The following is a 13,234-nucleotide window of genomic DNA, read 5'->3' as shown; positions in this document are numbered from 1 at the left end:
GACCCTACCGCCGGGCACCCGGGGCACGGGTGACAGGCTTGCCCCCGTGGAGTACGCCGAGCGACTGTCCGTCCCCCTGCGCTGGTGGGTGCAGGGGACGATGCTCATCGCGTCGCTCTGGCTGGCCGTCGCGGTCGCGATGCCGGTGCTCCCGGCGACCCTGATCACCCTGGTGGCCGGGGGGCTGATGGCCGGCTGCTTCCTGGCGTACGGCGCGGCGCCTGTCGCGGTCGGGGACGGCCACTTCCGGGCCGGCCGGGCCCGGATCCCGCTGCACCACCTCGGCACCGCGGAGGCCCTCGACGCCGAGGCCACCCACCGCACGGCAGGTGTCGACGCGGACGCCCGGGCCTACCTGCTGCTGCGCCCCTACCTGAAGCGGGCGGTGCGGGTGGAGATCACCGACCCGGCCGACCCGGCGCCGTACTGGCTGGTGTCGACACGGCATGCCGAGGCCCTGGTCCGGGCACTGTCCGACCGGGCGGCCGGCGCCCGTGAGACCGGCAGCACGCTGCCCTAGGCTGGCTCCGACACCACCTCAGGAGGAACAGATGGCATCCGGCTCCAAGGTCTGGACCGTCTTCTCGCTCGGCGCCGCGCTGGGTGCGGCCGCGGTCGCGAAGAAGGGCCTCGACAGCACCTGGCGCGCGACCACCGGCAAGAACCCGCCCGCGAACCCGGCCGACCCCGACGTCGACATCTGGGAGGCCGTCGCCTGGGCCGCCATCAGCGGCACCCTGGTCGGGATCGCCCGGATGCTGGCCACCCGCAAGGCGGCGAACTACTACACCCGCTCGACCGGGCACCTGCCCCCGGAGCTCCAGAAGGACGACCAGGACGCCGACCGGGCGCCGGCGCCCACCAGCTGACCCGGGACACCAGCGCGGGCCTCGGGTCCGACATGCAGGAAGGGCCGCTCCCCGGAAGATTTCCGGGAGGCGGCCCTTCTTCGTCTCTACAAGCCCTCAGGCGCAGTCCTTGCAGATGAGGTTCTTCTCGTCCGCAAGCTGGCTCCGGTGATGCACCAGGAAGCAGCTCATGCAGGTGAACTCGTCCTCCTGACGCGGCTTGACCTCCACCGCGAGCTCCTCGTGGGAGAGGTCGGCACCGGGCAGCTCGAAGGACTCGGCGGCCTCCGCCTCGTCCTCGTCGACCTTGCCGGAGTTCTTGTCGTGACGCCGCGCCTTGAGCTCTTCGATGCTCTCTTCGCTCTGGTCCTCTTCGGTCTTGCGAGGTGCGTCGTAATCGGTCGCCATCCAGCTCTCCAGTCGATCAACTTCGGGTCACGTCGTTGCGTGCGGCTCGCCACGTCCGGCGCCAGATTGTGCACCAGATTGGATCGTTCCGCACGCGCATTCCACACGACGTGTCGCGCCCAACAGCAAGCGGGGTCCTGCTATTCCCGGATCAGGCCGCCAGGAACCCGCAATCGGCCACCAGTGTCCGGAAATCGGCGAAACCGTGGGCCGGGGCGCAGATCAGGGCGTCGTTCCCGCCGACGCCGGTGGTGAGCTCGACCACGGCACCGGCCTCGCGGGCGATGAGGTCGCCGGCGGCGTGGTCCCAGTCGGAGATGCCCTCCTCGACGTAGGCGTCGGCAGAGCCCTCCGCAACCCGGCACAGGTCCAGCGCGCAGGAGCCCAGCCGGCGGATGTCGCGGACCTGCGGCAGCATCCGGCCGACCGCGGCGGCCTGGATCCGACGCAGCTCGGCGGAGTAGTTGAACCCGGTCAGCACCAGGCGCTCGGCCATCGGCGCCGGGGCGCGGACCCCGAGCCGCACGCCGTCGCGGAACGCGCCGGCCCCGGGGATCGCGGTGTACGCCGCACCGGTCGACACGTCGAGCACCACCCCGGCCACGGTCTCGGGCTCCGGGCCGGCCATCGACTGGGCGGCCACCGAGACGGCGTAGGACGGAATCCCGTAGAGGAAGTTGACGGTGCCGTCGATCGGGTCGACCACCCAGCGGATCCCGGAGGTGCCGTCGAAGGACGTGCCCTCCTCGCCCAGGAAGCCGTCGTCGGGGCGGGCAGCCAGGATCCGCGAGCGGATCAGCTCCTCGCTGGCCCGGTCGGCCTCGGTCACCACGTCGGAGACGCTCGACTTGGTGGCCGCCACCTCGACGCCGGCGCGCCGGTGCTCGGCGACCAGGGCGGCCGCCGCGCGCGCGGTGTCCAGGGCGAGCGCGAGGAGGTCCTCCGGGAGGTTGTCGCGGCCGCTCATCACGCGCCCGCCAGGGCGGGCTTGTCACCGCGCGGGTTGGGGCAGCAGCCGGCCGGGCACGCGTCCCAGCAGGCCGGGAGGCTGCCCTCGGCGGCCCGGGCCACCTCCTCGCCGCGCTCGACCGCGGCCCGCTCGAGCAGCAGGTCGCGGACCACGGCGACGTACCGCGGGTCGATGCCGGCGGTGGCTGCCCGGACGAAGGTCAGGCCGAGCTTCTCGGCGGTCGCGGCGGCCTCCGTGTCGAGGTCGTAGACCACCTCCATGTGGTCGGACACGAACCCGATCGGCACCAGCACCACCGCAGGACCGCCGCGGCGCGAGAGCACCTCGAGGTGGTCGTTGACGTCGGGCTCGAGCCAGGGGATGTGCGGCGCCCCGGACCGCGAGCAGAACACCAGGTCCGCGGCGTGCCGGTGGCCGGTCTCGAGCCGGACCCGCTCCACGATCGCGTCGGCCAGGCTGCGGTGCTGCGCGACGTACGCGTTGCCCTGCGGACCCGACGAGGCGTCCATGGCCTCGGGGATCGAGTGGGTGACGAAGACCAGGTGCGCGCCCTCGCGCTCGGAGTCGCGGAGGTCGGCCAGCGCCGAGAGGGTCGCGTCGACCATCGCGTCGACGAAGCCCGGGTGGTTGAAGTAGTGCCGCAGCTTGTCCAGCCGGGGCGCACCCTCGACACCCTCCACGGCGGCGGCGAGGTTCTCGCGGTACTGGCGACAGCCGGAGTACGACGCGTAGGCCGAGGTCATGAAGCAGGCCGCGCGGGTGACCCCGTCGGCGGCCATCTGCCGGACCGTGTCCTTCAGGTAGGGGTCCCAGTTGCGGTTGCCCCAGTAGACCGGGATGTCGATCCCGTTGCCGGCCAGGTCCTCACGGAGCGCGGCCAGGAACTCGCGGTTCTGGTCGTTGATCGGCGAGCGTCCACCGAAGAGGAAGTAGTGCTCGCCCACCTCCTCGAGCCGCTCGCGCGGGATGCCGCGGCCCCGGGTGACGTTCTCCAGGAACGGGACGACGTCCTCGGGCTTCTCCGGCCCGCCGAAGGAGACCAGCAACAAGGCGTCGTACGGCGAGGGGTCCGGCTGCATGGACCCATCCTAGGAAGTCAGGAACAGGCGTCCCTGAGGTATCCCAGCAACGGAGCCTTTGCGGCGTCCTCGACCGTGGTCGTGATCCGCACCGGAGGGGCGTCGCCGACCTTCACGTCGACCTTCCACAGGAAGGTCTGGCTGGACTCCCCGATCGCGTGTGCGTCGCACCGACCCCAGCGCAGTCGGACCGGGACCTCGACCCGTTGGTCGTCGGGGCCGAGCGTCGGCCGCGCCTGCGGCTCCAGCCGGAACAGCACCGAGCCCTGCATCCCGACCACCCGCAGCGGGGTGTCGGTGCCGGGGACCCGCTGCACCACCAGCGCCCCGGGGAGGTAGGACCGGCGACCGGTGCCCACCGCCTCGTAGTCACCCCAGTCCCAGGACAGATCGGCGACGTTCGTGACGGAGAGCTGGTTGCACCGCCGCCGCCACAGGCTCTTCAGGAAGTCCTGCCCCTGCGGGTCGAGCCGCTCCTTGGCGATCCGGTCGCCGGAGCGGACGATGCCGTACGCCGGGACCGGGTCGGCGTCGCAGACCGGTTCGGGAAGCGTCATCCGCAGGTCGATGGTCTGTCCCGGCGGGACGACGCTGTCGTGGTCCTCGACGTACCGGCCGTACCCGGGCGAGTCGACGCCGATCGCGGTCACCGGGAGGTCCTGGCCGCCGTGGTTGACGACCCGCAGGTTCGCGCGGGCGCTCCCCTCGTCCACCCGGTGCTGGCTCCAGGAGAGGGACACGTCGAGCGGCGGGCCGGTCGGGTCGCCGCGCATCTCCGACTCGGTCGAGCACCCGACGGGCATGGCGGCCAGCAGCACCGCCGCGAGGGCGGAGGAAATCACGCGACCGGGCACCGGAACAGTGTGCACACTGAGGTGCGTGTTGTCCCCGTACCGCCGCGTCCTCACCGTCCCCGGCGCCTGGCAGTTCAGCCTGGCCGGGTTCTTCGGGCGGCTGCCGATCGCGATGGTCAGCCTCGGCATCGTGCTGCTGATCTCGACCGAGCGCGGCTCCTACGGGCTCGCCGGCACGGTCGCGTCGGCGTACCTGCTCGCCAACGCGGGGTTCGCGATCGTCGCCGGTCGCCTGGTCGACCGCTACGGACAGCACCGGGTCCTGCCGCCGCTGGTGCTGGTGTTCGCGCTCGGCCTGGCGCTGATGATGTGGTCGGTCGAGGCCGACTGGCCCCCGGTCCTGATCCACGTTTTCGCCGCGGTGGCCGGTGCGTCGATGCCTCAGGTGGGCGCCTGCGTCCGGGCGCGGTGGTCGCACGTCCTCGACGACCCGCGTTCGGTCCAGACGGCGTACGCCTTCGAGTCGGTGGTCGACGAGGCGCTGTTCGTGACCGGCCCGACCGCGGTGACGTTCCTGGCCACTGCGTGGCACCCGGTGGCCGGGCTGGTGGTCGCGCTCGTCTGCGGGCTGACCGGGTCCCTGTGGCTGGCGACCCAGCGGGCCACCGAGCCGCCGGACCGCCGACAGCGGGCCGCCGCGACCGGCGCCGGGGGCCGGGAGCCGATGCCGTGGGCCGCCGCGGTGCCGCTGGTCGTCGTGTGCGCCGCGCTCGGCGCGGTCTTCGGCGCGACCGAGGTGGTGACGGTGGCGTTCGCGGAGGAACAGGGCGCGAAGGCCCTGGCCGGGCCGCTGCTCGGGGTGTGGGCGCTGGGCAGCCTGGCCGCCGGTGTGGTGTCCGGCGCGATCACCTGGCGAAGCGGTCCGGAGGTCCGGGTCCGCTGGGGCGTCCTCGCGCTCGGCGTCACCCTGGTCCCGCTGGCCTTCGTCGGCTCCCTCTGGGTGATGGGGGTGTTCCTGCTGCTCGGCGGCATGGCGATCGCGCCGACGCTGATCGCCACCCTGGCCACGACCGAACACACCGTGCCGAAGTCGCGGCTCACCGAGGGGATGGCGATCCTGCACACGGGGATGGGCGTCGGCATCGCCCCGGGGGCGGCCCTCGCGGGCATCGTGGTCGACTCGTACGGCGCGTCCCCGGCGTACGCCGTCCCGGCCGCGGCCGGCCTGCTCGGTGCTGCCGCGGCCTGGCTCACGCGTCGGGGCACGACGACGCCGCCGTCCGCCGAGCCGGTCGCGCCCGGAAACCGGGCCGTGGAGCAGTAGCCTCCGTGCCGTGAGCGACACGACGCCGCCCGGGTGGCGCAACTGGTCCCGGCTCGAGAAGGCCCGCCCCGCCCGCGTGGTCACCCCCACCGACGCCGACGAGGTCGGGGTCATCGTCCGCGAGGTCGCGGAGCGCGGCGGCACCCTCAAGGTCACCGGCACCGGGCACAGCTTCACCCCGATCGCGGTCCCCGAGGACGTGCTGCTGCGGCCCGAGGGGTTGAGCGGGGTGGTCGGGATCGACCGGGAGGCGATGACCGCGACGGTCCGTGCCGGCACTCCCCTGCACGAGCTCAACGCCGAGCTCACGCGGGCCGGGCTTTCGCTGCACAACATGGGCGACATCGACCGGCAGACCGTCTCCGGCGCCACCTCCACCGGCACCCACGGCACCGGCGGCGTCGCCGCGTCGCTGGCGATGCAGCTCTCGGCGCTGGAGCTGGTGACCGGCGACGGGTCGGTCCTCCGGGCCAGCCGCACCGAGAACGCCGACGTGTTCGCCGTGGCCCGGGTCGGGCTCGGCGCCCTGGGCGTGCTCACCGAGCTGACCTTCGACGTGGAGCCGCTCGGGGTGCTCGAGGCGCACGAGCGCACGATGCCGTGGGACGAGGCCCTGGCGTCGTACGACGAGATCCTGGCGGCGAACCACCACGCCGACCTCTACTGGTTCCCGCACACGGACGTGGTGCAGGTGAAGACCAACAACCGGCTCGACGCCGAGCCCTCCGTGGCCGAGCCGCTGGGGCGGGTGCGGCGCTTCGTCGACGACGAGCTCCTCGCCAACGGCGCGTTCGGCGTCGTCAACGCGGTCGGCAACCGGGCGCCTCGGCTGGTGCCGCCCCTGGCCCGCCTGTCGGCGGGGCTGCTCTCCGAGCGCCGCTACTCCGACGTCCCGCACCGGGTGTTCACGGCGCCGCGGCGGGTGGTCTTCCGGGAGATGGAGTACGCCGTCCCGCGCGAGGCCGGCATGGCCGCGCTGCGAGAGGCCCGCGCGCTGGTCGAGAAGGAGGGCTGGCGGATCAGCTTCCCGGTGGAGATCCGCTACGCCCCCGCCGACGACATCGCACTGTCCACGGCCTCGGCCCGGGACTCGGTCTACCTCGCGTTCCACGTGAACCGGCGCACCGACCACACGGCGTACTTCCGCGGCGTGGAGCGGGTCATGCGCGAACACGACGGCCGCCCGCACTGGGGGAAGCTGCACACCCGGACCGCCGCCGACCTCGCCCCGGCGTACCCCCGCTGGGACGAGTTCCAGGCCGTCCGCGACCGCCTCGACCCCCGGCGCGTCTTCGTCAACGCCCACCTCCGCACCATCCTCGGCCCCTGACCCCTCCCCGGCCGAGCGGCCAGGATGGCGCTCCGAGTGACCACTTCGTGCTCATTGCCCGCAGGACGTGGTCACTCGCACCACAAGAGCTGGCCTCTCGGCGGACAAGACCTGGCCGTTCGTCGGTCGGCCCCTTTGCTCAGGGCGTCCCGGTCCGGGCCGCCCGCTCGGCCAGCTCCTCGGCCCGGGCCCGCGGCACCACCACGACCGGCACCGGCGAGTGCCGCACGATCTTGCTGGCTCGGCTGCCGAGGAAGACCTGCGCAACCGGACCCAGCTCGCTCGACCCGACCACCAGCACGTCCCCGTCGTCCCAGCCGACGTCCTCGACCGCCTCCGCCCACGAGCGCCCGCTGCCGATCACCAGCTCCAGGTCGTGCGGCGCGAACGCCAGGCCCTCGACCTGCGCGACGGCGGAGTGGGCGGTCTCCCGCACCTGGTCGGTCCACTCCCGGAGCACGAGGTCCTCGCTGTCGGTGCCGAGCGCGGTCGTGTAGGCCGGCCGCCTCCAGACCGCGAACGACGCGACCCGCATCGCCGCACCGACCTGCGCCGCCACGGAAGCCGCGGCCACGACGAGCTGCTCGGCGCTGCTGGACCCGCCGTACGCCGCGGTCACCCGGGTCACCCGCGCGTCCCGCGCCGCCCGGAACCCGCGGGGGGCCAGGGCCAGGGCCACGGTCGAGCTGTGCACGAGCCGGTCGGTGACGCTGCCCAGCGCCACGTGCCCGAACACGCCGGCCGAGGAGGAGCCGAGCACGACCATGCTCGCCTCGTGCTGGTGCGCGATCTCCAGCAGGCCGGCCGGGGCCGAGCGCGCGCGGTGCCGCACGTACGTCGCGCGCACGCCGTCCGGCCACAGCTCCTTCGCGCGGTCGAGCGCCCGGTCGGCGGCGTCGTCCAGCTGCTGGTGGTACTCCCCGTCGACCCGGGCCATGCCCGGCACCCACGGCGCCGGCACGACGGACGCGACGACCACGTCGTCGCCGGCCGATCGCGCCAGCATCGCCGCGAGGTGCAACGCGGCCTGGCCGCGTGCGCCGGGCGCGTAGCCGACGACCAGGGTCATGAAGGCGTCTCCTCGTCGTGGATCAGCCCGACGTGCTCGTGCCGGCCGAGGTGGGAGTGCTTGAAGCCGTAGACGGCGTACCAGAGCAGCGCGACCGTCACCCAGATCAGGAACACCCAGATCGTGACCGCGCGGAGGTCCTGGATGATCCAGATGCAGCCGGCGATCGACAGGATCGGCGTGACCGGGTAGAGCGGGACCTTGAAGCCACGGGGCAGCTCCGGGTGGGTCTGGCGGAGCACCATCACGCCGATCGACACCACCAGGAACGCGACCAGGGTGCCGATGCTGGTCATCTCGGCCAGGAAGTTGATCGGGATCAGCCCGGCCAGCACCGCGATGACGGCCGCGACGATGACGGTGTTCGGCACCGGCGTGAGCGTGCGCGGGTTCACCCTGTGGAAGAGCTCCGGGAGCATGCCGTCGCGAGCCATCGCGAACAGGATCCGGGTCTGCCCGTAGATCACGATCAGCGTGACGCTGAAGATCGAGATGATCGCGCCCGCCGCGATCACCGTGCCCGGCCACTCCGACCCCGTGATGTCCTCGAGGATCTGGGAGAGGCCGGCCGACTGGCCCTCGAACTCCGCGGCCGGCTGCGCCGCAACGGCGATCAGCGAGACCAGGAGGTACAGCGTCGTCACCGTCACCAGGGCGATCAGGATCGCCAGCGGGAGGTTGCGCCTCGGGTTCTTCACCTCTTCGCCGGCGGTGGACACGGCGTCGAGGCCGATGTAGGAGAAGAAGATGATGCCGGCTGCCGTCGTGACGCCGTTCAGCCCGTCGGGAGCGAACGGGGACAGGTTGTCGGAGTTCCAGCCGGTCACACCGATCACGATGAACATGACCAGGACGCCGAGCTTGATGCACACCATCACGGCGTTCACCGTGGCCGACTCGCTTGCCCCGCGGATGAGCAGCAGCGCGACCAGGATGATCAGGATGACGGCGGGCAGGTTGATGTAGGCGTCGCTGCAGGGAAGCCACGAGGGGTCGCAGCCGCCCTCCTCCGGCGCCATGGTCCACTGCGACGGGAGCTGGTAGCTGAAGACGTTGTCCAGGAACTGGTTGAGGTACTGCGACCAGCCGACCGCGACGGCACCCGCTGAGACGCCGTACTCCAGCAGGAGGCATGCGGCCACGCCGATCGCCGGCAGCTCACCCAGCGTCGCGTAGGCGTAGGAGTAGGACGAGCCCGACACCGGCACGGCGCTGGCGAGCTCGGCGTAGCAGACGGCGGTGAGCCCGGCGACGGCCCCGGCGAGCACGAACGACCAGATCACCGCGGGGCCGGCGATGGGTACCGCTTCCGACAGCACGAAGAAGATACCGGTGCCGATCGTGGCGCCGATGCCGAAGGCCGACAGCTGGAAGAGTCCGATCGACCGCTCGAGCTCGCTCTGGTTGCTGTCGGAGCCGCTCTCGGCGGACATCTCGGGGACGGGCTTGCGTCGGAAGAGCTGGTCCAGGGTCGGCATGGTCCCTCCTCGCGGGGAGCGGACCCCAGGGCTGGAACCGTCAGCCCCGCCTGCGCTTCGCAGTCTTGCAGCGAACCCGTTCGGTGGGAATAGACCGGATGGGCGGCCCGCTCAGACGCTCGCCGGGCCACGGGGCAGCGGTGCAGTCCAGTTGCGGCGGATGGCCACCAGCCGCCACACCAGGCACAGCGAGCCGCCGCAGAACGCTGCGACCACCTCCGGCCCGTCGTAGTAGGTGAGCACGGCGGCGATGCCGGCCCCGGCCAGCGCGGGCGTCGCGTAGAGCTCACCGCGGAAGATCACCGGCACCCGACCGGCCAGGAGGTCGCGGGCCATGCCGCCACCGATCGCGGTCACCATGCCCATGACCGCGGCGGGGATCGGGCTCAGGCCGGCCTCCACCGACTTGGCGGCACCCGTGACGCAGAACAGGGCGAGGCCGAAGGCGTCGAAGACGTTGATGTACGGCTCCATCTTCCCGAGCGTCGGATGGAAGACGAACGTGAGCAGACCGGCCGCCACCGGGACCAGCAGGTAGCGCCAGTCCGCGAGCGACGCCGGCGGTGTCACGCCGATGAGCACGTCGCGCAGGAACCCGCCGCCCAGGCCGGTCACGCAGGCCAGGACCAGCACCCCGAACAGGTCCAGCTGCTTGCGTACGGCGACCAGCGCGCCCGAGATCGCGAACACGAAGATCCCGGCCAGGTCGAAGGCGACCAGGATCCACGACGAGCCCATGCCCCGGAGGCTAGCGAGACGCCTGCCACGTCCCGCGAGGCGCGCCGCCGCACGTGCGACCGACCCCCTCGCCGCTGGCGTAGGCTCGCCCCCACAACCGGAGACGGACGAGATGGACAGGACGGCGCATGTTGCACCTCACAGTCGTGGGACTGAGCGAGGACAACAAGCGTCTGCTGCTGGTCAGCGACTCGGGAGACGAGTTCTCCGTGGACATCGACGCACGCTTCCGGGCCGCCCTGCGCGGCGAGAACGCACGACTCGGCCAGTTGGAGATCAGAATGGAAAGCACGCTCCGTCCCCGCGACATCCAGGCGCGCATCCGCTCCGGCGAGACCCCGGAGGCGGTGGCGCAGGCCGCGCAGACCACGGTCGAGAAGATCATGCCCTTCGCCGCCCCCGTGCTGGCCGAGCGTGCCCACGTGGCCGAGCGCGCCCAGCGGTCCTCGGTACGCCGCAAGGCCGGCGACGCCGGCGCCCGCACCCTCGGGGACGCGGTCTCCAGCCAGCTCCGGCCGCTCAACGTCGACCCCGGCACCGTCGAGTGGGACGCCTGGCGCCGCGAGGACGGCCGCTGGTCGCTGACCGCGATCTACGCCTCCAGCAAGCGCAAGGGCACCGCCACGTTCGCGTACGACGCCCCCGGCAACTACGTGACCACCGAGAACGACGACGCCCGCTGGCTGGTCGGGGACGCGGTCGCCAGCGCCCCGGCCGCACCGCCCCGCGACGACCTCAGGCAGGCCCGCCAGCGCCGGCTGGCGGCGGTGTCCGAGGACGAGCTGCCCCTGGGCGACGACGCGATCGAGCTGGCCAACCGCCCGGCCGACGAGGCCGACGCCACGACCGAGGACCTCACCGAGACCGCGGCCCGGGTGCGCGACGCCGACGCCGACATCTCCCCCACGCCCGAGCCCTTGGCCGACGAGCCCGCGCACCACGAGCACACCGGCCGGGCCGAGCCCGCGGCCGAGCCGGAGCCCGAGACCCCGGCCGCCGAGCAGCCCGCCCCGGCCCGGCCCAAGCGCCGCGGTCGTGCCTCGGTGCCGAGCTGGGACGAGATCATGTTCGGCGGCGGCAAGCACGACTGACCGGGCACCGGCCCCGCCCCCGGCGTGGGGGCCGTGACCCGGTTCGACCGTGGTCGCGGCGGCCGCGATCCGACTACGCTCCGCCCATGTCCTACTTCGTCACCGGCGCCACCGGCTTCATCGGCCGCTTCCTCGTCCAGGAGCTCGTCGACCAGCACGAGGGGCAGGTGTTCGTGCTGGTCCGCGAGTCCTCAGTTCCCCGGCTCGAGCTGCTGCGCAAGCGCTGGGGCGGCGGGGACTGCGTCGTACCCGTCGTCGGTGACCTGTCCGCCGAGAACCTCGGCGTCGACCCCGAGTGGATCGCCCAGCACACCGGCGACGTCGAGCACTTCTTCCACCTCGCCGCCATCTACGACATGACCGCGGACGCCGCCACCAACGACGCGATGAACGTCGAGGGCACCCGCAACGCGCTCGTGCTCGCGGGGTCCCTCGAGGCCGGCTGCTTCCACCAGGTGTCGTCCGTGGCCGCGGCCGGCGAGTACGCCGGGGTGTTCGACGAGACGATGTTCGACGAGGGCCAGCAGCTCCCGTCGCCGTACCACCGCACCAAGTTCGAGTCCGAGAAGATCGTGCGCGAGGAGTGCCCGGTGCCGTGGCGGGTCTACCGCCCGGCCGTCGTGGTCGGCGACGCCGAGACCGGCGCGATGGACAAGGTCGACGGGCCCTACTACTTCTTCCCTGCCATCAAGCGGCTGCGCGACACCCTGCCGTCCTGGCTGCCCCTGGTCGGTGTCGACCTGGGCGACACCAACGTCGTCCCGGTCGACTACGTCGCGAAGGCGATGGACTTCCTGGCCCACGTCCCCGACCGCGACGGCGAGGCGTTCCACCTGGTCAACCCGGAGCCGCAGCCGGTGGTCGAGCTTGTCAACGCGTTCTGCGCGGCCGCCGGAGCGCCGAAGTTCGCCACCCCGATCGACCGCAAGGTCACCACGGCCGGGCCGCTCGCCATGGTGCCGCGGCGGCTGCGCCCGGCCACGATCACCGCCGCCGCGCTGCGCATGGCGCCGGTGCAGGCGGCACTCGGCCAGACCGTGGGCCGGGCCGGGATCCCGCCCGAGGTGCTCGGCCACACGGCGTTCGTGCCGGTCTTCGACTCGGCCCGCACCGAGCAGGCGCTGTCGGGCTCGGGCCTGTCGTTGCCGCCGGTCGAGACGTACGCCGCGGCGCTGTGGCACTACTGGGAGGAGAACCTCGACCGGTCCACCGCCCGCGACAAGGACACCCGGCGCACGCTCGAGGGCAAGTACGTCGTCATCACCGGCGCCTCGTCCGGCATCGGCAAGGTCACCGCGCTCAAGGTGGCCCAGGCCGGCGGCATCCCGGTGCTGGTCGCCCGTGGTCGCGACAAGCTCGAGGACCTCCAGGTGACGATCGCGCTGCGCGGCGGTGAGGCGCTCGTGTTTCCGTGCGACCTCTCCGACCTCGAGGCCATCGACGACCTGTGCAAGCGGCTCACCTCCGAGCTCCCGTCGGTCGACTTCCTGGTCAACAACGCCGGCCGCTCGATCCGCCGGTCCCTCAAGCTCAGCCAGGACCGGTTCCACGACTTCGAGCGCACCATGCAGCTCAACTACTTCGGCGCGATCCGGCTGATCATGGGCCTGATGCCGATGATGCGGGAGCAGCAGCGAACCCACATCGTCAACATCAGCTCGATCGGCGTGCAGACCAACCCGCCGCGCTTCTCGGCGTACGTCGCGTCCAAGGCCGCGCTCGACGCCTGGAGCAACGTGGTCTCCAGCGAGGTGGTCGGCGACGGGATCACCTTCACCAACGTGCACATGCCGCTCGTCAAGACGCCGATGATCGCCCCGACCAAGCTGTACGACAAGTTCCCCACGATCTCGCCGGCCCAGGCCGCGGACTGGGTCGTCAAGGCGATGGTGGAGAGGCCGCACGAGCTCAACACGGTGCTCGGCAACGCCGGCGCGGTGGCGCACACGATGGCGCCGCGGGCCTCGTTCCGGGTGCTCAACATGGCCTACCACGTGTTCCCGGACTCGGCCGCCGCTCGCGGGCCGCAGACCGAGGGCACCGACCGCAAGCGGGAGAGCGAGCAGGTCGCGCTGGCACGCCTGTTCAAGGGCGTGCACTGGTAG

At 72.4% G+C, this 13,234-nt stretch carries 13 protein-coding genes; 6 read left to right on the top strand and 7 right to left on the bottom strand.

Going from position 1 to position 13,234, the window contains the following annotated elements; genetic code table 11:
* Positions 1–46: 46 nt before the first annotated feature.
* Positions 47–520 carry a DUF3093 domain-containing protein gene (locus tag EKO23_RS06955; RefSeq protein ID WP_134715579.1) on the top strand — a complete coding sequence of 158 codons (474 nt, stop codon included), beginning with the start codon at positions 47–49 and terminating at the stop codon, positions 518–520.
* Positions 521–551: 31 nt separating this feature from the next.
* On the top strand, positions 552–869 hold the full coding sequence (locus EKO23_RS06950; protein ID WP_134715577.1) for a DUF4235 domain-containing protein: 318 nt from the start codon (positions 552–554) through the stop codon (positions 867–869).
* 96 nt (positions 870–965) lie between these two features.
* Here the strand turns inward: EKO23_RS06950 and EKO23_RS06945 are convergent, their stop codons facing one another.
* The 4 genes from EKO23_RS06945 to EKO23_RS06930 form a co-directional block, all read right to left on the bottom strand.
* Positions 966–1,256, bottom strand: coding sequence for a DUF4193 domain-containing protein (locus EKO23_RS06945; protein WP_134715575.1), 291 nt, complete (start codon positions 1,254–1,256; stop codon positions 966–968).
* Positions 1,257–1,407: 151 nt separating this feature from the next.
* Positions 1,408–2,223, bottom strand: a complete 816-nt coding sequence (locus tag EKO23_RS06940) for an inositol monophosphatase family protein (protein WP_134715573.1) — start codon at positions 2,221–2,223, stop codon at positions 1,408–1,410.
* Entirely contained in the window at positions 2,223–3,305 is a 1,083-nt protein-coding gene (locus tag EKO23_RS06935) for a ferrochelatase (RefSeq protein ID WP_134715571.1), read from the bottom strand. The genes EKO23_RS06940 and EKO23_RS06935 overlap by 1 nt, the downstream gene beginning before the upstream one ends.
* 17 nt (positions 3,306–3,322) lie before the next feature.
* Entirely contained in the window at positions 3,323–4,159 is an 837-nt protein-coding gene (locus EKO23_RS06930) for a hypothetical protein (RefSeq protein WP_167880356.1), read from the bottom strand.
* Positions 4,160–4,184: 25 nt separating this feature from the next.
* On the opposite strand from EKO23_RS06930, the gene EKO23_RS06925 reads away from it, so the two are divergent.
* Both EKO23_RS06925 and EKO23_RS06920 read left to right on the top strand, forming a co-directional pair.
* On the top strand, positions 4,185–5,423 hold the full coding sequence (locus EKO23_RS06925) for an MFS transporter (RefSeq protein ID WP_167880355.1): 1,239 nt from the start codon (positions 4,185–4,187) through the stop codon (positions 5,421–5,423).
* 10 nt (positions 5,424–5,433) lie between these two features.
* Positions 5,434–6,753 carry a D-arabinono-1,4-lactone oxidase gene (locus EKO23_RS06920; protein WP_134715565.1) on the top strand — a complete coding sequence of 440 codons (1,320 nt, stop codon included), beginning with the start codon at positions 5,434–5,436 and terminating at the stop codon, positions 6,751–6,753.
* A gap of 139 nt (positions 6,754–6,892) precedes the next feature.
* Here EKO23_RS06920 and EKO23_RS06915 read toward each other — a convergent pair whose 3' ends face one another.
* The 3 genes from EKO23_RS06915 to EKO23_RS06905 all read right to left on the bottom strand — a co-directional run bounded on the left by EKO23_RS06915 (position 6,893) and on the right by EKO23_RS06905 (position 10,038).
* On the bottom strand, positions 6,893–7,822 hold the full coding sequence (locus EKO23_RS06915) for a universal stress protein (RefSeq protein WP_134715563.1): 930 nt from the start codon (positions 7,820–7,822) through the stop codon (positions 6,893–6,895).
* Positions 7,819–9,300, bottom strand: a complete 1,482-nt coding sequence (locus tag EKO23_RS06910; protein ID WP_134715561.1) for an amino acid permease — start codon at positions 9,298–9,300, stop codon at positions 7,819–7,821. Before EKO23_RS06910 ends, EKO23_RS06915 begins: the two co-directional genes overlap by 4 nt.
* Positions 9,301–9,411: 111 nt before the next feature.
* Positions 9,412–10,038: a trimeric intracellular cation channel family protein gene (locus EKO23_RS06905; protein WP_134715559.1), complete on the bottom strand. Its 627-nt coding sequence runs from the start codon at positions 10,036–10,038 to the stop codon at positions 9,412–9,414.
* A 128-nt stretch (positions 10,039–10,166) separates the two neighbouring features.
* On the opposite strand from EKO23_RS06905, the gene sepH reads away from it, so the two are divergent.
* Together sepH and EKO23_RS06895 are read left to right on the top strand one after the other, a co-directional pair.
* On the top strand, positions 10,167–11,129 hold the full coding sequence (gene sepH, locus EKO23_RS06900; protein ID WP_134715557.1) for a septation protein SepH: 963 nt from the start codon (positions 10,167–10,169) through the stop codon (positions 11,127–11,129).
* An 86-nt stretch (positions 11,130–11,215) separates the two neighbouring features.
* Complete coding sequence (locus EKO23_RS06895; RefSeq protein ID WP_134715555.1) at positions 11,216–13,234, top strand: SDR family oxidoreductase; 2,019 nt, start codon at positions 11,216–11,218, stop codon at positions 13,232–13,234.

The organism is Nocardioides guangzhouensis (genome assembly GCF_004519545.1).
GTDB lineage: Bacteria > Actinomycetota > Actinomycetes > Propionibacteriales > Nocardioidaceae > Nocardioides > Nocardioides guangzhouensis.
The sequence above is the reverse complement of the archived record's forward strand: the minus strand, read 5'-3'. Positions and strand labels throughout refer to the sequence as shown.

What these genes read in the sequence shown, in the direction of transcription:
- EKO23_RS06915 (WP_134715563.1), bottom strand. Translation starts at nt 7,822, where the DNA reads ATGACCCTGGTCGTCGGCTACGCGCCCGGCGCACGCGGCCAGGCCGCG.
- EKO23_RS06910 (WP_134715561.1), bottom strand. Translation starts at nt 9,300, where the DNA reads ATGCCGACCCTGGACCAGCTCTTCCGACGCAAGCCCGTCCCCGAGATG.
- EKO23_RS06895 (WP_134715555.1), top strand. Translation starts at nt 11,216, where the DNA reads ATGTCCTACTTCGTCACCGGCGCCACCGGCTTCATCGGCCGCTTCCTC.
- sepH (WP_134715557.1), top strand. Translation starts at nt 10,167, where the DNA reads ATGTTGCACCTCACAGTCGTGGGACTGAGCGAGGACAACAAGCGTCTG.
- EKO23_RS06950 (WP_134715577.1), top strand. Translation starts at nt 552, where the DNA reads ATGGCATCCGGCTCCAAGGTCTGGACCGTCTTCTCGCTCGGCGCCGCG.
- EKO23_RS06905 (WP_134715559.1), bottom strand. Translation starts at nt 10,038, where the DNA reads ATGGGCTCGTCGTGGATCCTGGTCGCCTTCGACCTGGCCGGGATCTTC.
- EKO23_RS06935 (WP_134715571.1), bottom strand. Translation starts at nt 3,305, where the DNA reads ATGCAGCCGGACCCCTCGCCGTACGACGCCTTGTTGCTGGTCTCCTTC.
- EKO23_RS06940 (WP_134715573.1), bottom strand. Translation starts at nt 2,223, where the DNA reads ATGAGCGGCCGCGACAACCTCCCGGAGGACCTCCTCGCGCTCGCCCTG.
- EKO23_RS06945 (WP_134715575.1), bottom strand. Translation starts at nt 1,256, where the DNA reads ATGGCGACCGATTACGACGCACCTCGCAAGACCGAAGAGGACCAGAGC.